The organism is Sinomicrobium oceani (assembly GCF_900119185.1).
Lineage (GTDB): Bacteria > Bacteroidota > Bacteroidia > Flavobacteriales > Flavobacteriaceae > Sinomicrobium > Sinomicrobium oceani.
In genome coordinates, this window is sequence record NZ_FPJE01000001.1 from 320945 (window position 1) to 341632 (window position 20688).

Annotated in this window: 18 protein-coding genes and 1 tRNA gene; 7 read left to right on the plus strand and 12 right to left on the minus strand. The window is 44.7% G+C overall.

The features are described from left to right. Positions 1-12: 12 nt before the first annotated feature. The gene (locus BT112_RS01390; RefSeq protein WP_072315501.1) at positions 13-621 is read left to right on the plus strand and encodes an alpha-ketoglutarate-dependent dioxygenase AlkB family protein; all 609 of its coding nucleotides are present in this window, start codon (positions 13-15) and stop codon (positions 619-621) included. Between the two features lie 180 nt (positions 622-801). On the opposite strand, the gene BT112_RS01395 is transcribed toward BT112_RS01390, so the two are convergent. After that, entirely contained in the window at positions 802-1578 is a 777-nt protein-coding gene (locus BT112_RS01395; protein WP_072315502.1) for a S1/P1 nuclease, read from the minus strand. A gap of 281 nt (positions 1579-1859) precedes the next feature. On the opposite strand from BT112_RS01395, the gene BT112_RS01400 reads away from it, so the two are divergent. The 4 genes from BT112_RS01400 to BT112_RS01415 all read left to right on the plus strand — a co-directional run bounded on the left by BT112_RS01400 (position 1860) and on the right by BT112_RS01415 (position 6350). Beyond that, the gene (locus tag BT112_RS01400) at positions 1860-3209 is read left to right on the plus strand and encodes a serine hydrolase domain-containing protein (protein ID WP_083564721.1); all 1350 of its coding nucleotides are present in this window, start codon (positions 1860-1862) and stop codon (positions 3207-3209) included. A 145-nt stretch (positions 3210-3354) separates the two neighbouring features. Next, positions 3355-4167, plus strand: coding sequence for a Cof-type HAD-IIB family hydrolase (locus tag BT112_RS01405; protein WP_072315557.1), 813 nt, complete (start codon positions 3355-3357; stop codon positions 4165-4167). A 129-nt stretch (positions 4168-4296) separates the two neighbouring features. Then, entirely contained in the window at positions 4297-5562 is a 1266-nt protein-coding gene (locus BT112_RS01410) for a DUF819 family protein (protein WP_072315504.1), read from the plus strand. Positions 5563-5618: 56 nt separating this feature from the next. After that, on the plus strand, positions 5619-6350 hold the full coding sequence (locus tag BT112_RS01415) for a DUF4369 domain-containing protein (RefSeq protein ID WP_072315505.1): 732 nt from the start codon (positions 5619-5621) through the stop codon (positions 6348-6350). 91 nt (positions 6351-6441) lie between these two features. Here BT112_RS01415 and BT112_RS01420 read toward each other — a convergent pair whose 3' ends face one another. The 6 genes from BT112_RS01420 to BT112_RS01445 all read right to left on the minus strand — a co-directional run bounded on the left by BT112_RS01420 (position 6442) and on the right by BT112_RS01445 (position 12227). Next, positions 6442-7425: a TIGR00341 family protein gene (locus BT112_RS01420; protein ID WP_072315506.1), complete on the minus strand. Its 984-nt coding sequence runs from the start codon at positions 7423-7425 to the stop codon at positions 6442-6444. Positions 7426-7582: 157 nt separating this feature from the next. Next, positions 7583-8701 carry a DNA polymerase III subunit beta gene (gene dnaN / locus BT112_RS01425; protein WP_072315507.1) on the minus strand — a complete coding sequence of 373 codons (1119 nt, stop codon included), beginning with the start codon at positions 8699-8701 and terminating at the stop codon, positions 7583-7585. Positions 8702-9160: 459 nt separating this feature from the next. Next, on the minus strand, positions 9161-9910 hold the full coding sequence (gene lptB / locus BT112_RS01430) for an LPS export ABC transporter ATP-binding protein (protein WP_072315508.1): 750 nt from the start codon (positions 9908-9910) through the stop codon (positions 9161-9163). A 132-nt stretch (positions 9911-10042) separates the two neighbouring features. After that, on the minus strand, positions 10043-10396 hold the full coding sequence (locus BT112_RS01435) for a carboxymuconolactone decarboxylase family protein (RefSeq protein WP_072315509.1): 354 nt from the start codon (positions 10394-10396) through the stop codon (positions 10043-10045). A 35-nt stretch (positions 10397-10431) separates the two neighbouring features. Then, positions 10432-11262, minus strand: coding sequence for a twin-arginine translocase subunit TatC (gene tatC / locus BT112_RS01440; protein WP_072315510.1), 831 nt, complete (start codon positions 11260-11262; stop codon positions 10432-10434). Continuing rightward, complete coding sequence (locus BT112_RS01445; RefSeq protein WP_072315511.1) at positions 11262-12227, minus strand: KpsF/GutQ family sugar-phosphate isomerase; 966 nt, start codon at positions 12225-12227, stop codon at positions 11262-11264. Before BT112_RS01445 ends, tatC begins: the two co-directional genes overlap by 1 nt. An 88-nt stretch (positions 12228-12315) precedes the next feature. Between BT112_RS01445 and recQ the strand changes: the two genes are divergently transcribed. Together recQ and BT112_RS01455 are read left to right on the plus strand one after the other, a co-directional pair. After that, on the plus strand, positions 12316-14517 hold the full coding sequence (recQ, locus tag BT112_RS01450) for a DNA helicase RecQ (protein WP_072315512.1): 2202 nt from the start codon (positions 12316-12318) through the stop codon (positions 14515-14517). A 142-nt stretch (positions 14518-14659) separates the two neighbouring features. Beyond that, the gene (locus BT112_RS01455; protein ID WP_072315513.1) at positions 14660-16225 is read left to right on the plus strand and encodes a M28 family peptidase; all 1566 of its coding nucleotides are present in this window, start codon (positions 14660-14662) and stop codon (positions 16223-16225) included. Between the two features lie 422 nt (positions 16226-16647). Here BT112_RS01455 and BT112_RS01460 read toward each other — a convergent pair. From BT112_RS01460 to BT112_RS01480, 5 genes are all read right to left on the minus strand, one after another. Beyond that, a tRNA-His gene (locus tag BT112_RS01460) sits at positions 16648-16723 on the minus strand. 62 nt (positions 16724-16785) lie between these two features. Then, a complete protein-coding gene (gene bshB1, locus BT112_RS01465; RefSeq protein ID WP_072315514.1) occupies positions 16786-17487 on the minus strand; it encodes a bacillithiol biosynthesis deacetylase BshB1 in 702 nt (233 codons plus the stop codon). Positions 17488-17582: 95 nt separating this feature from the next. Beyond that, positions 17583-18755 (minus strand): trans-sulfuration enzyme family protein, encoded by a 1173-nt coding sequence (locus BT112_RS01470; protein ID WP_072315515.1) that lies wholly within the window; start codon positions 18753-18755, stop codon positions 17583-17585. A gap of 11 nt (positions 18756-18766) precedes the next feature. Continuing rightward, complete coding sequence (locus tag BT112_RS01475) at positions 18767-19819, minus strand: agmatine deiminase family protein (protein ID WP_072315516.1); 1053 nt, start codon at positions 19817-19819, stop codon at positions 18767-18769. Beyond that, a complete protein-coding gene (locus BT112_RS01480; protein WP_072315517.1) occupies positions 19809-20684 on the minus strand; it encodes a carbon-nitrogen hydrolase in 876 nt (291 codons plus the stop codon). Before BT112_RS01480 ends, BT112_RS01475 begins: the two co-directional genes overlap by 11 nt. Positions 20685-20688 lie beyond the last annotated feature (4 nt).

Here is a 20688-nt window from a genome sequence, read left to right on the forward strand (position 1 = left end):
CCCACAAGATCTGTGACCCTGTATAAAAAATCCACACTCCGACTACCGCTACAGAATGCCGAGGTCTGGTATTACCCCGAGGTCTTTTCGGAGGAAGAATCCGGTTTTTATTTCCGCACCCTGCAACACAAGGTTTTGTGGCAACAGGATGAGATCCGTATCTTCGGCAAAACGCATCCGCAGCCACGTCTCACCGCACTTTATGGCGATAACCTTGCGCCGTATTCTTATTCCGGGATCACGATGCACCCGCACCCATTCTTTCCGGAGTTGGCTGCGATAAAAGAAACCATATCAACATTATCCGGACATCCCTTTACGTCCTGCCTGCTGAACCTGTATCGCAATGGCCGGGACAGTAACGGCTGGCATGCCGATGATGAAAAAGAACTGGGCATCAATCCTGTTATTGCCTCTGTGAGCTTCGGGGAAGAGCGTTATTTTCATTTCAAATACAAAAAAGACAAAACACTCCGTTATAAATTGCTCCTGGAAAACGGAAGTCTCTTAGTCATGAAAGGTGCTACACAACACCATTGGCTTCACCAGATTCCGAAAACAACAAAAGATCTGGAACCCCGGATCAATCTCACTTTCCGAAACATCAATATCCCCACATGAGCATCAACAAAAAACGCCCGCATAAAGCGGACGTTACTTATTTTTTTATCTCCCCGAATAGAAAACCAATCACTGCCTTTAATACGACCGGGATATCGGTATTAATTTCCTTGCTTTTAGTCTTCAATATTGACACTACAAAATCTATGCCAAAACCATAGATCTCAGTAATCCCATACCCTAACCAAAGATATCGTTCAGTACGCGCGCCAGGCGAAGCCCACCTTTTCGGAGCTGTATTTTCACGGTACTGAAGTGTTCGTACATATAACGATATCCGAGTTTCTCACCGATTTCAGCAGAGGCGTAAACCTCATCTGCCAGATTACGGGATTCGGCAACCCAATCCAGCACGGAGCCTTCCTGTATCTTTTTCACCTCCTGTCTGGAAATATCCGTATAACTATCGGCAATTTCGGTATAACTCATTTTGTACTGATCGATCATTTTAGAATCCCACACACTATGCAGATTGGTACCACTGTTAAACCAACGTACCTGTATATCATTTCCTCCCTTATCTTCTGCTTTTCCCGCATGGAGCGGCTGATGAAGATCTCCTATAAAATGGATGAGCAGTTTCAGGTAAAAAACCTTGTCCTCCTCACTGCTGTGTTCGTCCTTGATAACATGGATACATCGCTCAATACCGCTTACCAGGTCGCCATGCTCGCTCGGACTTTCTTCCCCGTACTGTTTTCCGGGAGCAATATTTACATAATGCCATGCCCCGAATTCGCGGTATCGGTTATCGGATTTGATTTCATCTGCATGATTTGCTACTACGGCCAGATCCTGACCATGTAACAGGCGGGCTATTTTTCGCTTGGCCTTTCCACTGAGGTATTGCGATGCTATTTCTCCTACCACCCGGTGTCCTGTAGGACCCCAAACCACATGGTCTGCCTGGGACACATTAACGGTAAACAGCAGCAACAACATAACAACTTTTCGCATCCTATTAGTTTTAGATATCATACCTACTCCTTGAAGCATCAAAAATAAAACAACTTTGTCAATAATGCCATCCCTTTCCTAAATTCGGACAAAGCGTACTGCTGTTCAAAACGAGATAAACTCCCGTATTGACGCACAAAAACCTGAATTATCTCAAAAAAGATACAAAAACCATGGATAATATCTCCGAAATGAAGAAAAAAACGTCAGGAATTCCCAACACAACTTTAACATTATTAACTTTGCTATCCGAATCGGATTGCTACCAACAACGATGATTTATGATAAGGATAAAAACGATGAGGCACCTGCCTGCCCTCGTACTATTGGTTCTCACCGGCCAGTGGTGCTTCGCCCAGATACCGGAACCTGTAAAAACAGAAATTAAGACCAGAGTAGATAACGGCGTGTATCCCTCTGTAGTTTTAGGTTTGTGGGAAAACGGGAAAGCGATGTATTTCACCTACGGATTTAAAAATACGGAACGACGAGAAAAAGCCGATAAGAATACGCTTTACGAAACGGGCTCTGTCACTAAAACCTATACGACCCTGCTCCTGGCAAAATATGTTTCCGAAGGCAAACTCAGCCTTGATTTTCCGGCAGACACCCTTTTGCCTGACACCATAAAGTTACGGGATAAAAAAGGAACTCCTATCACGTTGAAGCATCTGGCCACACACACCTCGGGTATGCCCCGACTTCCGGGAAACATGAATCCCCCAGCTGCGGAAAACCCTTATAAGACCTACGACAGAAAAGCACTTTTTTCTTTCCTGAAACACTATGAACCTACTTATATCGGTACACGTTTTTTTTATTCGAATCTGGGCATGGGCTTACTGGGAGAACTTCTTGCTTATCACGAAAAAACAGCATACGGTACCTTGCTAAAAAAGAATGTACTGGCACCGCTAAACCTGGAACACACTTACGTACATATACCCGTCGAACAGGAGATGTACCGTGCTACGGGATATCGAAATACTACAGCGGTAAGCCCCTGGGACTTTAAAGCACTGGCAGGTGCCGGAGCCGTAAAAGCTAATATCGGAGACCTGCTGCATTACGGCGTATCTTACCTTGCTCCGGAAAACCCGCTAAAAAAAGCTGCCGCCCTTAGTCTTAAAACACATTATACGGACAGGTTTTCGAAAAAGCATGGTCTTGCCTGGAATTACGAGGGATCGATAGCTTTCCACGACGGTGCCACGGGCGGTTTTCGTTCGTTTCTGGCTATCAACCCGGAAAAGAAAAGGGTTGTCGCCATAATGACCAACTCGGGGATCAACCCCGTAGACGATCTTGCGATGTACCTGGCCTCACCGGAAAGCCGTCAGTTTTTTATCACACCGGCGGTTAAGGAAATATCCACAGAAAAGCTCCGTGCGTATACCGGGCATTTCGAAAACAACGGTGCGGGGTTGGACATGGAAATAGCTACCAGAAACAACCAGCTCTATGCCAGGATCAAAGGACAATCCGAATTCCCCCTGTATTATACCGGGAAACATCAGTTCTTTTATAAAAATATTCTTGCGGTATTACAATTCGAAACCGATGAATACGACACTGTAGTAGGGGTACTCCTGCGCCAGAACGGACAAGAGATACTCCTTATAAAAGATTGATCTCTCCGGGCAAATCGATCTGACGTATTCTAAAACGGATATCAAACAAAAACAGCGTTAGAAACATCACAAAAATCACTTCCCCGAAGTTTGATATCCCGGATATATTCGCTTTATTGCGCTGCAAAATATACGTATGGCAGTTATGGCTTATAAAATACTTTTTTCTGATATCGACGGTACATTACTGAATGCAGAAAGGGACCTCTCCGAACTTACCGTAAGTGAAATACAGCGTATACGCGAAGAGATCCCCGTAATCCTGGTTTCGGCAAGGATGCCCAAACAGATGTATCATCTCCAGGAAAAACTCGGTATCCGGAATACTCCCCTGATCTGCTATAACGGAGCTCTGGTCCTGGTAGACGACCAGCCCATTCATTCTACAGAGATCCCCCTGAGTACGGTAAAACAAATTGTCGCGTACAACGAAAATAATTCGGAAGGAAAATTCCATATCAGCCTGTTCAACGCGGACTCCTGGTACGTAGAAGCCTATGATTACTGGGCAAAACGCGAGGAGAACAACACGAGAATCAGTCCGGAAATAAAATCAAACCGGGATGTACTCAAGACCTGGGAACCCTCGCTAAAGGGCGCTCATAAAATAACCTGTATGGGAGATGCCAACCTGATCGAAAAAGCCTTTACTTACTTCAGCCGACACCTCGGAGAAGAACTACACCTCTACAGATCCAAAGACACCTATATAGAAATAGCCAGTAAAGAAGTTTCCAAACTCACCGGAATCCGAAAACTGCTTACACATTTCGACATCCCCATCGAAGAGGCTATTGCTTTTGGCGATAACTATAACGATACGGAAATGATCGCTGCCGTAGGGCACGGAGTAGCTGTGGCCAACGCGAGGGATGAGGTCAAAGCTGTAGCCAAAGCGGTTACCGTACATCATAAAGAAGACGGTGTGGCACAATATATAAAGCAGATACTACCATAAAAACCGGCCATTCTCTGTAGCGATGAATACGATGCTTCAACGGGAATGCCAAACCTGCGAAAAAATATAAAACTTTCGGGGTGTTCTGTGGTATTTTCGTATTTTGCCGCAAAATAACCACCTTTTTATATGAACAGCACTCCTGTTTTTACAGACGACACTATAGTATTCGGCCTGCTGATGCTGGCCCTCGGATTTGTTTTTTATACATCTTCGCGCCCCACCGGATTCTGGAACAAGTTTTACAAAATTGTTCCTTCGCTTTTAATGTGCTATCTGGTTCCGGCCATTTTCAATTCTCTGGGACTTATCGATTACAGGATATCGAACCTGTATTATATGTCCAGCCGATACCTGCTGCCTGCAGCCCTGGTACTGATGACCCTGAGTATTGATCTTAAGGCTGTCTTTAACCTGGGACCAAAGGCCCTGATCATGTTTTTTACAGGAACTCTGGGTATCATCATAGGAGGTCCCCTGGCTATCCTCCTCATTTCGATCGTATCTCCGGATACGGTAGGCGGCGCAGGATTTGATGCCGTATGGCGGGGACTGGCCACCATAGCCGGAAGCTGGATAGGCGGAGGTGCCAACCAGGCTGCCATGCTGGAAATTTTTCACTTCAACAATGAGAAATACGGTGCCATGGTACTGGTCGATATTGTAGTAGCTAATTTATGGATGGCGGTTATCCTTTTCGGTATCGGAAAAAACAAACAGATAGACCGGTGGCTCAAAGCAGATGACTCCGCTATCGAAGAGCTCAAAAACAAGGTAATGGCTTTCTCTGCCAAAGTAACCAGGACGCCCTCGCTCACCGACCTGATGATTATACTGGCCATAGCTTTCACCGCCGTAGGCATAGCGCACTGGGGAGCCAACGAAATATCCGCATTCCTGACCTCTACTTTTGAGGCTGTAAACGACAGAAAAAATGCGCTTTCTTCTTTTGGGTCCCAGTTTTTCTGGATGATTACCATAGCCACCGCAATAGGTATTGTATTATCTTTTACCAAAGCTAAAAATTACGAGGGTGCGGGAGCCGGCAAAATAGGAAGTGTATGTATTTATATCCTGGTGGCTACCATAGGAATGAAAATGGATCTGCGCACGGTTTTTGACAATCCGGGGCTATTGGCTATCGGGCTTGTCTGGATGACCATTCATGCCGGATTGCTTATTCTGGTGGCCAAGTGGATCAAAGCTCCTTATTTTTTCCTCGCGGTGGGCAGCCAGGCCAATGTCGGAGGAGCTGCATCCGCCCCTGTAGTTGCCGCCGCCTTTCACCCTTCTCTGACTACCGTAGGGGTACTGCTCGCCGTATTCGGATATGCAGTGGGTACTTACGGAGCCATGTTGTGCGCATGGCTTATGGAAATTGCTTCGACAGTGTAGTATATATAAAACAGAATAAAGATATTTGCACCTCTAATCTAATCTTGTAAAAAAATATGATATCCGTAAACAAGACTTTAGCCGTTGCCGCCGGCCTGTTACTGCTTCTTTCCTGTAACCGAAATGAAAATGTCATGCATCTGACCGGACAGGTAAAGGGATTGAAAAAAGGCAAAATCTATCTTCAAAAGGTAAAGGATTCTACGCTGGTCACGCTGGATTCTCTCGTTGTAGATGGCAACAGTAATTTCGATTTCACTACGGAAATAGAAGATCCGGAAATATTTTACCTCTCCGTAAACCGGCATAACAGCATTAACCAGGATACCAGCCTGATGTTTTTCGGGGAAAAGGGAGATATCACCATCAATACGAGTTGGGATTACTTTTCTGCGGAAGCCCGTATCGAAGGTTCCGAAACACAGAAGAAGCTGGAAGAGTACGAAAAAATGATGAGCAGATTTCGCGAAAAAAACCTCGAACTTGTAGCCGAGCAATTAAGAGTAGGGAATGATTCCGTAAAACGGGACTCGCTGGCGCAGCTTGCCGGGAAAAATATGACCAGAAGTTACCTGTACACCCTCAATTTTGCTCTTGGTAATAAAGACTCATACGTTGCACCCTACGTTGCGCTTGCCGACGCTGCCAACGCCAGACTGAAGTACCTGGATACTATAAACAACTCCCTCACTCCGGAGGTAGCTGCTTCCAAATACGGAAAAGCATTAGACGAATACGTCCGTCAGATCAGGGAACTGGAAAAAACAGATACTACCGGGACAAAATAAAAATAGAATTTTTACGGTCTTCCGACAGGGCCGCAACCGATCTAAAAAAAGTGCCTGATGCAGGCACTTTTTTATGGGTATTGCTATCGTTCTATTCGTCTCCGCCCAGCTTTCGTATCAGAAAAACCGCTATAATAATCAGGGCCAGGGCCAGGGACCAGATCAGAAAAGCATTCCGGGTTTTCTTTTTGGCGTTCTCTTTTTCCCACCATTTTCCCGGCTGTATCCCGGCCAGGTAAAACGTAATGATCCCGGCTATGTTCAGGCAGATAATATTGGTAGCAAATATAACAAAGGAATTCAACGCATCGGTATAATAAGCTCCGCCCAGCAAAAGTCCGGCTCTTACCAGGGGAGGCACCAATGCCGCTGCCACCATAACACCTACCAGGGAACCTCCCTGTCCACCCAATGCAGAGATTACTCCCGCAAAACCACATACCAGGGCAAGAATAATGTCTTCGATACTCGGTTTAGGATCCATTGTAATATTGCCGACATCTCCGGCAAGCATTCCCCAGAAAAACGAAATAACCAGTGCTATCAAAGTAGAAACCACACCGGTAATCATAGACTTTTTTATAATTTTCAGATCTCCCAGTGTAGTCCCGAATGCCATAGACATGTTCGGCCCCAGAAAGGGTGCGATCACCATAGCCCCGATAATGATTGCTACGTTATCTTTGAGTATACCTATCCCGGCTACAAAAGAAGACAGCACTACCATGAGGATAAAATTGGCGGACAGGCTCACAGGTTCGTCAACATCACTGTAGAGTTCTTCTTTACTTATTGCAATAAATTTTCCGAAACCTATGGTTTTGTCCTCTTTATTCTCGACAGATTCCGGTTTGGGCAACACGCCTTCTACGGGATGAATAACCACACGGCAATCCGATTTATTTTCCAGATCGTTCAGTAACTCCTTGGTGTGCTCATCGCGTATCAGCGCCTTGACAACCAATTTCTCATCAACGGTTTCCGAAATCCACTTCTCAATAACTTCTTCGACATCAAGGATTTTTTCAAGGGCTTCCTTATCCTCTTTCTTTATAATAATTTCTAAAAGTCTCAATGAATAATCTGCTGATTAGGTTAGCGCGTTTAGTTCTTCTGTTAAAGATACTAAAATTCTGATTTTGCCGGGTATACCAGGCATCAATCCCTTTTTCCCTATAAAAAAAGCCGTCCCTTTCCGGGACGGCCCATATATATATAACTAAAAACAGTTCTTAGTTATTAAGCATTACCGGCATCACCAGCATGGTAATATACTCTCCTTCATCAAGTCCGTCTGCCGGGGTAAGGATACCTGCTCTGTTTGGCAAAGACATCTCCAGAGACACCTCATCAGAAGCCAGGTTGTTGAGCATTTCGATCAGGAATCTTGAATTGAAGCCTATCTGCATGTCGTCTCCCTGATATTCACAGGTCAGCCTTTCTTCTGCCTTGTTACTGTAATCGATATCTTCCGCAGAGATATTGAGTTCGGCACCTGCTATTTTCAAACGGATCTGGTGTGTGGTCTTATTCGAAAAAATGCTCACCCTTCGTGCCGAATTCAGGAACTGTGTTCTGTGGATATTCAGTTTGTTCGGGTTTTCTTTTGGAATTACAGCTTCGTAGTTCGGGTATTTACCATCTATAAGGCGGCACACTAACTCTACATTGTCAAAAGTAAATTTTGCATTACTCTCGTTATACTCCACTTTTACTTCAGCTTCACTACCTCCGAGTATACCTTTAAGAAGGTTCAACGGTTTTTTGGGCATGATAAATTCCGCTACTTCACTTGCAGAAAGATCGGTACGCTGATACTTTACCAGTTTATGCGCATCGGTAGCCACAAAAGTGAGGTTTTCCGGAGAGAACTGGAAGAACACTCCGCTCATCACCGGGCGAAGGTCATCATTCCCCGCAGCAAAAATAGTCTTTGCTATAGCTGTGGCCAGAACATCCCCTACGATAGCCGTAGCACTCGGATCGGTAAGTTCTACGGTTTTAGGAAATTCGGAAGCATCTGCATAGGCCAGGGCATATTTACCGTGGTTCGAACTGATCTCGATCGTGCTGTTATCTTCCATTACAAAAGTAAGCGGTTGCTCCGGGAAAGTTTTCAGGATATCGAGTAACAATCTCGCCGGCACGGCTATACTCCCCTCGCTCTCAGACTCCACATCCAACACAGCGCTCATCGTAGTTTCCAGGTCCGAAGCCGAAACCGTAAGCTTTTCTCCGCTTAATTCAAACAAAAAATTATCTAAGATAGGCAGGGTATTACTGTTGTTAATTACCCCTCCCAAAACCTGTAGTTGCTTTAATAAATACGAACTGGATACAATAAACTTCATCTGTTAGTTTTTAAGACTCCTTCCGTAAAGTATGCGCAAAAGGAGATTTCTTGTGTTCACTACAAATATATCTTAATTCTGAATTTTACAGAAAGATATTTATTAACAGGTTATGAATATTTTCAACCGTTATTTTTGAAATAATCACCTGAAAAAAACCGGGGACTGCCCCGAAAGAAACCATTATTTCTTTATCTATCCTACCCGAAACAGCGTGATACCTTGCTAAGAACAAATACATTATAAAAAGCCGGATACCATCCCGAAGTCATTCTTTACGAATAGGGGACACTCAACATATAACAAAAATCTATCAACAAAAAAAAACAATAACAATAAATTATAACTTAAAAAACGTCGGACAGTGAGGTAATCCGGAAAAATAACGTCTATAAGCACCAGGTTCCGGGGTATTATATCTGTAGCCACGAGGAGCTATAAATAACGTGTAAATAGGGATTACTGACTATCGAAATCGAGCTTCTTACGACGAAGTTCAAAATTCTGCCCGAGATATACTTTTCGGACCATTTCGTCGGCGGCCAGTTCTTCCGGCTCTCCGGCTTTAAGTATACTTCCTTCGAACATGAGGTAGGAGCGCTCCGTGATGGCCAGGGTTTCCTGTACGTTATGATCGGTAATAAGAATACCGATATTTTTGTTTTTGAGCTGTGCGACAATTCGCTGAATATCTTCCACTGCGACGGGATCGACCCCTGCAAACGGCTCATCCAGCAGAATAAAGTTGGGGTCGGTGGCCAGCGCCCTTGCGATTTCTGTCCGTCTTCGCTCCCCTCCCGAAAGCAGGTCTCCCCTGCTTTTGCGGATGTGTCCCAGTCCGAATTCCTCGATAAGGGCTTCCACCTTCATCTGCTGTTCTTTTTTGGAGAGCTTGGTAAGCTGCAACACGCTAAGAATATTCTCTTCGATGCTCAGTTTACGGAATACCGATGCCTCCTGGGCCAGATAACCGATACCGTTCTGCGCTCTTTTGTACATGGGGTACCTGGTAATATCCAGATTGTCGAGGTAGATCTTTCCACCGTTAGGTTTGATCAGCCCCACAATCATATAAAAAGAGGTTGTTTTCCCGGCGCCGTTGGGCCCGAGAAGCCCGACGATCTCACCGCGGTTAACTTCCAGTGAAATTCCTTTTACCACTTGTCGCCCTTTGTAGGACTTCATTATATTTTCCGCTCTCAGCTTCATGTGTAATCTTACTTAGCAAGTAAAAATAAGAAAAAACATTCCGGACCCCGCACACAGGCTCCTCTTTAGGCATACTTTAACGCCCTTCTGTTTTCGTATCCCGAAGACCTTTTGTCTTTTCGGGAGTTTCTTCTATTTCCGCTCCCGTGCTTCCAGGGCATCCCAGAACTCATAAGCCCTTCGCAGGTGCGGAACTACAATGGTTCCTCCTACCAAAGTTGCAATCCCGAGGGCTTCCATGACTTCTTCTCCACGGAGTCCTTCCTTATGACAACTCTCCAGGTGGTATTTCACACAGTCGTCACAACGCAACACTGCCGAAGCCACCAATCCGAGAAGCTCCTTGGTACGTACATCGAGGGCCCCTGCCATATAGGCATTGGTATCCAGGTTGAATATACGTTTTATAATCTTATTGTTGTCTTCCAGGATACGATCGTTCATCCTGGAACGGTAATCGTTAAATTCATTTACTATATCTGCCATCGCTCTTTTTTCTCTTTAAACAATAAAACAATGTTCTACGATTTTCTAAGCGCCTTTTCCTTCTTCTCCTGTTTTCGAAGTACATATCTTGATATGATAATACTCGCTTCGTACAAAATAATTATGGGTATGGAAACCACAATCTGGCTGGTAATATCAGGAGGAGTAATAACAGCAGAAAGGATAAGCACAATGACCAGGGCAATCTTCCTATATTTTTTCAAAAACTCCGGGGTTACCAGTCCTATCTTAGTCAGGAAAAAGATTACAATAGGCAGTTCAAAGATTAACCCGCACGAGATTACCGAAGATCGTATCGTAGCTATATAAGAAGTGAGATCGATATCGTTGTGTACCTCCTCACTCACCTGGTAAGTAGCCAGGAAATTTATGGACAAGGGAGATATAATATAATATCCGAACAAGACCCCGGTAAAAAACAACAGGGAGGCGATCAGGATAAAACCTCTTGCATTTTTTCGCTCATTTTCATATAGCCCCGGACTTATAAAGCGCCAGAATTCATAAAGTATATACGGAAATGCTATAATAAACCCTGCCCAGATAGCGGTCCAGATGTGTGCGGAAAACTGTCCGGCCATGGTACGGCTCTGAATCCGGAACGGTAAATCTCCGGAACAGAAACTATCATCCATCCCTAATGACCTTGAGAGTTTACAGAAAAACTCATACGTAACAAAATCGGCCTTCTTCGGTCCGAAAATAATAGTATCGAAAATAAAATCTTTGGCGAGGAACGCTAAGAATCCTACAATAACGATTGCGAGTGTAGATCTGATAAGGTGCCACCGGAGTTCCTCCAGATGATCGAGGAAAGACATCTCCTCCTGCTTCTTTTTTGCCATTATATAATTCCTTCTTTTATTAGGTCATGCAAGTGAATAACGCCCGCATATTCGCCATCTTCTTCAACCAGGAGCTGCGAGATACTGTTTTTTTCCATAATCTCCATAGCATCTACCGCCATTGCATCTGCATTGATACTTTTTGGGTTTTTGCTCATAATATCTCCTGCGGTAAGACCATTTATATTATCATATCTGTTCAGCATCCGCCTGATGTCTCCATCGGTAACGACCCCTACGATCCTGCCTTCCTCGATCACTGCGGTCGCTCCGAGCATTTTTTCCGAGATCTCGACAATCACCTCTCTCACATCTGCACCGGAATTCACCTGGGGTTTCATATTGGCCGATGAGATATCGCGCACCCGAAGGTACAATTTTTTACCGAGTGCTCCACCCGGATGATATTTTGCAAAATCTTTACTGGTAAACCCTCTGAGATTTAACAGACATATTGCCAGGGCATCACCTATGACCAATTGTGCCGTAGTACTTGTTGTAGGAGCAAGATTGTTAGGGCAGGCTTCTTTTTCCACGTAGGCGTTGAGTACAAAGTCGGACTGTTGTCCCAGTATCGAATCTCTGTTGGATGTAATAGCGATAAGTTTGTTCGTACCGTTTTTGAGTAAAGGCACCAGCACCTTGATCTCCGGGGTATTTCCGCTTTTGGAAATACAGATAACCACATCTTCTTTCTGAATGGTCCCCAGGTCACCGTGAATAGCATCCGCTGCGTGCATAAAAACTGCAGGTGTTCCGGTTGAATTGAGTGTTGCCACTATTTTTGTAGCTATAATCGCACTTTTCCCTATACCTGTAATAATAACTCTCCCGTTACTGTTAAAAATATATTCAACAGCACTGGAAAATTCGTCATCGATCAAAGATTTAAGGTGACTTATAGCGCTACTTTCAATTTCAATTACTTCTTTTGCAACCGCTTTTATAGCCTCGTTATTACTCAAAATTATTTTAAAGATTTATTGTTTGTAAAAAGTAAAGAATGTTATATCTTTAGTTGTGCAAATGTATGTAAAATAGTAAAACGATAGAATGAGTTCAGTTGAAATTGACTTGCATAAAAAGTTAAAGCAATATTTCGGTTTTGACCAATTCAAAGGATTACAGGAAGGTGTCGTACAAAGCATAGTAAACAATCACAACACATTTGTGATTATGCCTACGGGTGGCGGAAAATCGCTCTGCTACCAATTACCGGCTTTAGTTCAGGACGGTGTGGCGATCGTGGTTTCTCCTCTGATAGCACTAATGAAGAACCAGGTAGATGCCTTGCGGGGATTGTCTTCCGTAGAAGGCATTGCTCATGTACTAAATTCCTCCCTGACCAAGAATGAGGTAAAAACCGTTATGCAGGACATCCGGGAAGGGACTACCAAGCTACTTTATGTCGCTCCCGAGTCGCTTACCAAAGAGGAGTACATCGATTTTTTACGCTCCGTAAAAATCTCCTTTGTAGCCATTGATGAGGCGCACTGTATTTCGGAATGGGGACACGATTTCCGCCCGGAATACCGGAATCTCAGGACTATCATCCGCCGACTGGGGGATGATATCCCGATTATTGCCCTTACGGCCACAGCGACCCCGAAGGTACAGGAAGATATCCTCAAAAACCTCGGGATTACCGATGCCAACACCTTCAAGGCTTCCTTTAACCGTCCGAACCTCTTTTATGAGGTTCGTCCGAAAACCAAAAATGTCGACGCGGACATCATCCGTTTTGTAAAGCAGAACCCGGGAAAATCGGGTATTATCTACTGTCTCAGCAGAAAACGGGTCGAAGAACTCGCACAGACCCTACAGGTTAACGGGATCAGTGCGGTTCCGTATCACGCCGGACTGGATGCTAAAACCAGAGCCCGTCATCAGGACATGTTCCTCATGGAAGATGTCGATGTCGTCGTGGCCACGATAGCCTTTGGTATGGGGATAGACAAACCTGATGTACGCTTTGTCATCCACCACGATATCCCGAAAAGTATTGAGAGCTATTACCAGGAAACCGGTAGAGCAGGCAGAGATGGCGGAGAAGGCCATTGCCTTGCTTTTTATGCCTATAAGGATATCGAAAAACTGGAGAAATTCATGGCGGGCAAGCCCGTCGCCGAACAGGAAATTGGCCATGCCCTGCTCCAGGAAATGGTGGCTTACGCCGAAACTTCCATGTCGCGTCGGAAATTCATACTCCATTATTTCGGAGAGGAATTTGATGAAGTCAACGGAGAAGGAGCCGATATGGACGATAACATCCGGAACCCCAAGAAAAAACACGAAGCCAAAGACGACGTAGCCAAATTGCTCGCTATCGTAAAAAGTACCAAACAAAAATTCAAGGCCAAAGAAATTGTAAACGTACTAACCGGAAAAATCAACGCTCTCATCAAATCCCATAAGACCGATGAGAAACCTTTCTTCGCGACCGGGCAGGAAAAAGAAGGCAAATACTGGATGGCACTCATACGCCAGGCTCTGGTAGCCGGGCTGCTCAAAAAAGAAATCGAGACTTACGGCGTACTCTTTCTTACGGAAGCAGGAAAAAATTTCCTGGAGTCCCCGCATTCCTTTATGATGACCGAAGACCATACCTACGAAACCACGGAGGATGATACCATCATAGCCGCAAAAAAAGGCAGTGGTATCGTTGCTGATGAAGGGCTGCTGAAAATGCTGAAAGAATTGCGTAAAAAGGAAGCCCAGAAAATGGGAGTTCCCCCGTTTGTGGTTTTTCAGGACCCTTCACTCGAAGATATGGCCCTCAAATATCCCGTAGACCTGGCGGAACTGCTCAATGTACACGGAGTGGGTGAAGGCAAGGCTAAAAAGTATGGCAAGCCGTTTATAGCTCTTATCAACCGCTATGTAGAAGACAATAATATTATTCGTCCCGATGATCTCGTAGTAAAAAGTACGGGAGCCAATTCTGCTCTTAAACTGTATATCATACAGAGCGTGGACCGTAAATTACCGCTCGACGACATCGCGAATGCCAAAGGCCTGGAAATGGACGATTTTATCAAGGAAATGGAACAGATCGTCTATAGTGGCACCAAGCTCAATATAGACTACTGGATAGACGATATTCTCGATGAGGATCAGCAGGAAGAATTACACGAGTACTTCCTCGAAGCCGATTCAGACAAGATATCCATGGCTATGGAAGAGTTCGACGGAGACTTCGAGGACGAAGAAATCCGGCTGTACCGCATTAAATTCATTAGTGATGTGGCCAATTAAACATCCCTTTCAAATTTCACCATAAAACACTCACTTTGCCCCCAATCTTACCCTGTTAACCTCCGCTTCCCAAACTTTAAGAAAACATTCCCTCCCCATATTTCCCATTTTCTATATATTTGACAAATTTATATAGTTTACAATGAGAAAAATACTTTATTTGGCATTGTCCTTCGCTTTCGCATGCAACAGCTCCCAGAAAGCCACGACTCCTTCTAAAGAGGCACCTTCGTACGATCCGGTGCCCTATGCAAAAATCATTACCGAGCAGGATCTCAAAGATCATCTTTACACCTATGCCTCCGATGAATTCGAAGGGCGCGAAACCGGAAAGCCCGGACAGAAAAAAGCGGTCGAATACCTCAAAAACCACTATGTGGAACTCGGAATATCCGCTGCACAGAAAAACGGTAACTATTTTCAGGAAGTACCTCTGGAAATCAGCGGTATGCCCGAAGGTACACTCTCTGTAAACGGCAAGAAGTTTGCTATGGGAGAAGACTTTGTCACGTTTCAATCCCCTCCCAAAGACCAGTATAAAGCCGAAGAGATCATCTTTGCAGGATATGGTATAGAAGATGCAGGATATTCCGATTTTAAAGACCTGGATGTAAAAGGAAAAATCATCCTCACTTTGGTTAGCGAACCCAAAAATGCAGATGGTACTTATGTAATATCCGGAACAACTTCTGCCTCAAAATGGTCCGATATAAAGATATCCATGCCGGACAGGCTGGATATAGCAGCCAAAAAAGGGGCCAAAGGAGTCCTCATGCTGGACAGCAGGAACTACCCGATGATAGCAGGTCAGTTCCAGTTTATGAAAGAGAGAGCAGGAAGCGGAAGAATGCAGTTGAAAGGCGGGAACGATGATGATTTCTTTTTTGCTTTTATCAATGACAATGTCGCAAGGCAGATCAGTCCGGATCTCGAAAAAATCAAGAACGGGACAGCTATCGATGCAGATTTTGACCTGGAGTTCACAGGAAAAGCAGAAGAGGTTATTTCCGAGAACGTTGTGGCTTTTATAAAAGGTTCTGAAAAACCAGACGAATACCTCGTTATATCTTCACACCTCGATCATATCGGGATCAGCGAAGACGGGCAGATCAATAACGGTGCAGACGATGACGGCTCTGGTACTGTAGCACTTCTGGAAATCGCCAAAGCTTTCAAAAAAGCTGCTGATGCGGGAGTGACCCCAAAACGTTCGGTAGTCTTTTTACATGTTACCGGAGAAGAGAAGGGGCTCCTCGGATCTGATTATTACACAAGACATCCCATCTTTCCGCTCGAAAACACGGTGGCTGACCTCAATATCGATATGATAGGCCGCATTGACCCCGAAAGAGAGGGAGACCGTAACTATGTCTACCTTATAGGTTCGGACAAACTGAGCACGGAACTGCACAATCTCTCCGAAGAAGTCAATAAAAAATATTGTAATGTAGAACTGGATTATACATATAACGATGACAATGATCCCAACAGATTCTACTATCGCAGCGACCATTATAATTTTGCAAAGAACAATATTCCCGTTATTTTCTATTTTAACGGCACACATGAAGATTATCACAAACCTGGTGACACACCTGACAAAATCAACTACGATCTACTGGAAAACCGTACCAGACTCGTATTTTACACAGCCTGGGAAATCGCCAACCGCGAAAACCGCCCGGTTGTAGATAAAGCTACGGAGTAACATTCCGATATCACAATCTCATAAAAAGGTCCCGGAATACTAAACTGTCCGGGACCTTTTTTATACCTTCCATTTTAAGATGTACTTCTCTGAAAAGGATTGTTTCAGGTAAAATAAAGGTCTCTTGTTATACTCTGCCAACATGCTATACCCTCACTCTCCGCTCCGGATCCGTCTCAAAAGATATGGGGATATCTGATGCGAGCCTCCGGACCTATTATACCACAACGTCTGGTATAAGTCCTTAAGAACCTGCTTATCCGGCTTACGGATTTTATGACTGCCCTATCTCTGACCTGAAACACATAACGACCTTCTATTACGACATGTGTAAGCGTACAATTGCGGAATCTCTCAATCTCTCCGTATTGCTATAATAATGTACAAAAAAAAGAGTGCTCTTCACAGAACACTCTTTTCAGGGGTGGAAGACCGGTCTCGAACCGGCGACCTTCGGAACCACAATCCGACGCTCTAACCAACTGAGCTACAACCACCATTTATTTGCGGATGCAAAGGTAAATTTTTATAGTTGATTTGCAAATAAAAAACACATTTTTTTATATCAAATCGTGTAAGGAATGTACACCCACATAACGTTCGACCGTAAATCCTTCGGCAGACTCCACACCTATGATCCGGCCTAAGTCTCTGGCCCTGTATGTAATACTATCCATAAAATTGCGGCTGCTTATCGGGGTCTCCGGTTCTTTGCTGTCCGGATCAAAAAACTGTGAAGTATAGGCAGCAACTGCCTTGACTTTTACATCTACGAATCCGGATACATCAACGACCAGGTCGGGAGTAAGATTTTTCCACTGAATATAGTGAAATACCTGTTTAGGTCTCCAGGCTTCCTGACCGGTATCAATTTTAGCCAATCCGCTTAAAAAGCAGGCGTCACTTGCCAGTTTACTACCCTTGCCATGATCGATATGCCGGTCGTCAACAGCATTGCACAGGACAATGTCGGGCCGATACTTACGGATTATTTTTATGATCTCCAGCTGATGGGCTTTGTCATTCATAAAAAAACCATCGGCAAACGCCAGGTTCTCTCTTACGGACACTCCGAGTATCTCTGCTGCACGCGCAGCCTCCCTATCCCGGATCTCCGCCGATCCGCGGGTACCGAGTTCTCCTCTTGTCAGATCGAGAATTCCCGCCTTTTTACCATTTGCTATTTCCTTGGCTATCGTTGCACCACATCCGAGTTCCACATCATCCGGATGTGCCCCGATAGCTAATATATCCAGTTTCACTTGTATATCCTTCCCTTAAATAATTAGAAAATCATTGCATTGCAAAAGTACCATATAAATCATAAAAGAAGGGAGATTTGGTCACTTCTTTCCCCCTATACCTTATCAGCGCATCGGGCGGCCACTTTGTCCAAGGCCCTGGTAATATCGTTTACCAGGTCTTTCTTATCTTCAATTCCCACCGAAAAACGAAGCAGTTCATCCGATATTCCCTGTACCTTTCTATCCTCTTCGCTGAGTAAGGCATGAGACGTAAGCATAGGCGAACTTATGGTACTCTCTACTCCTGCCAGGCTCATCGACGGCTTTATCAGTCTGAGTTCTTTCATAAACAACCGGGCATCCAATCCTTCACGGAGTTCAAACGACAGCATGCCTCCAAATCCTTTCATTTGTTTTCGGGCCAGTGCATAATCGGGATGGCTCTTCAGCCCCGGATAATAGACTGCGGACACGTCCGGATGTTTTTCGAGAAATCTGGCCAGTTTTTTCGCATTGCGGTTCTGTGCCTTTACTCTCAGTCCGAGCGTCTTTATACTTCGCTCCAGCAGCCATACGGTAAAATCGCTGAGATTGCCGCCGAGATTTTTGCCCAGTTGAAAGATCTTGTCTATATGCGCGTCCGAACCGACAACCGCCCCGGCCAGTATATCGCTGTGCCCTCCGAGATATTTGGTAGCACTGTGAATTACGATATCGATCCCCAACACGATAGGGTTCTGGTTTACCGGACTGGCAAAAGTATTATCGAGCATAGAAATAAGTCCATGTTTACGGGCTATCCCTGCCACAGCTTCCACATCTGTAATGGTCAGCAGCGGATTGGATGGAGTTTCCAGAAACAACACCTTTGTATTTTCCCGGATACATGCTTCAAAATCTTCCGGGGCCGGGCCCTGGGTGAAGCTGTAGGTGATCCCGAATTTATCAAATTCTTCCATGACCAGATTAAAAGTCCCCCCGTATAATGCCTTTTGAAAAACAACGTGGTCTCCATGGTGTAAAAAAGCCATCAGGGCCGTACTTATTGCAGCCATACCACTACCGAAGACCAAAGCTTTTTCCCCGTGTTCCAGAGCTGCAATCTGCCGGGAAAGCGCTTCCTGGTTGGGCGTATTAAAATTACGGGGATAACGCTTGACATCTACATCTTCAAAAGCGTAAGAGGTAGACATGTAAAGAGGTGATATCGCTCCTTTAAACTGTTTGTCCTCCAATTCTCCTGCGTGGACACACAGGGTATTCAAAGCTGTTTTTTTGTCTTTCATAAAGGTAAAGTTTATATTTTGGGTTCTTGCTGACTCAAACAATGAAAACTTCCCAATCCCCATATAATTTCCGTCGAATCGATCCCGACCACTTCCCTGTCCTTAAAACAATCCTGCAGAATGGAAAGGGCTTTATCGTCCTGCTTACAGTTGTATGTAGGCACGATCACAGTGGTATTCGCTATATAAAAATTGGCATAAGAACATGGCAAACGCATATCGTCATAGACCAATTTGTCCGGCATAGGCAATTCGACAATATTCAATGGCTTCCCATCCTGAAGACGCATTTTATGTAGTTGTTTCAGGTTCCTGCGCAGCAATTCGTAATTTTCATCATTCTTATTCTCTTCAACAACCGTAATCACCGTATCTTCATTGACAAACCGTACCGTATCGTCTATATGGCCGTCGGTATCATCTCCGATAATCCCTTCGTCTACCCATAGTATATTTTCCACACCATAAAAATTGATAAGATATTCCTCGATCTGCTTCTGGCTGAGGTGCGGATTACGATTTTCATTCAGCAAACAGCAGGTCGATGTCAGTACGGTGCCCTTGCCATTAAAATCTACAGATCCTCCTTCCATAACAATACCGGGATGATATACCGGAATACCGTAATGCGAAGCTATTTTGGTCGGAATAATATCATCCAGATCATAGGGCGGGTATTTGTCTCCCCAGGCATTATAGCCCCAGTCTACAATAACTTTCCTGATATCCGCATTGGGATTGATGAGAAAAGCCGGACCATGATCCCGGCACCAGGCGTCATTCGTCGGATGTATAAAGAAGGATACCTTATCCGGGTTGACATCCTGCTTTTGCAGTTCCCGGACGGCAAAATCTTTCATGGCTTCGTTACAGACATTGATACAGACTTGTTCGCCCCGGGTAAGCTCTTTGATAAAACTTACATAGGCCGGGTAGATCGTGTGTATTTTTCCGGGCCATGAGGCTTCTTTATGAGGCCAGCTCAGCCAGGTAGCGACATGAGGATGGAATTCTGCAGGGAAATAATACCCGAGTTCCTTAGGGGTGAGCACGTCAGGATTCATCGATAAAGCGTCTGGTAATAGGTTGATAAGAATCTATTCGACGGTCTCTCAAAAAAGGCCAGTGGGTTCTGTAAACATCAGATTTTGCCGTATTAATCTCATGCACCACAATTTCTTCGTCCTCATGAGAAGCCTGGTACAGTACGGTTCCGAAGGGATTCGAAATAAACGATCCTCCCCAGAATTTCATGGCTCCGTCCTGTTCATATCCTACACGGTTCACGCTCACAACATGTACGCCGTTTGCTACGGCATGACTGCGTTGTATGGTTTGCCAGGCATTGTACTGCTCCGTATTGGTATCTTCGTCCTGGGAAGTGGCCCATCCTATGGCCGTAGGATAAAACAAGATTTCAGCCCCCATCAGCGAGGTAATGCGGGCTGCTTCCGGGTACCATTGATCCCAGCAGATAAGAACTCCTATCGTCGCATAACGGGTACGGAATACTTTATATCCCAGGTCTCCAGGAGTAAAATAGAATTTCTCGTAATATGCCGGGTCATCCGGGATGTGCATTTTTCTGTATTTTCCGAGATATGTACCGTCCGCATCGATGACTGCAGTGGTATTGTGATACAATCCCTGCGCACGCTTTTCAAAGAGCGATGCGATAACAACTACCCCGTGGGCTGCAGCTACTTCGCAGAGTGCATCCGTAGATGGTCCGGGAATTGCTTCTGCGAGGGCAAAATTGTCATAATCTTCCGTATCACAGAAATAAAGAGAGGTAAACAATTCCTGCAGGCAAACGATCTGCGCCCCTTGCGCAGCGCCCTTTTTTATCCCTGAAATAGCTTTCTCCAGGTTTTCCTGTTTGTCAGCAACACATGTGTTCTGAACAAGTCCAACTTTTACTTTTGTCATTCTC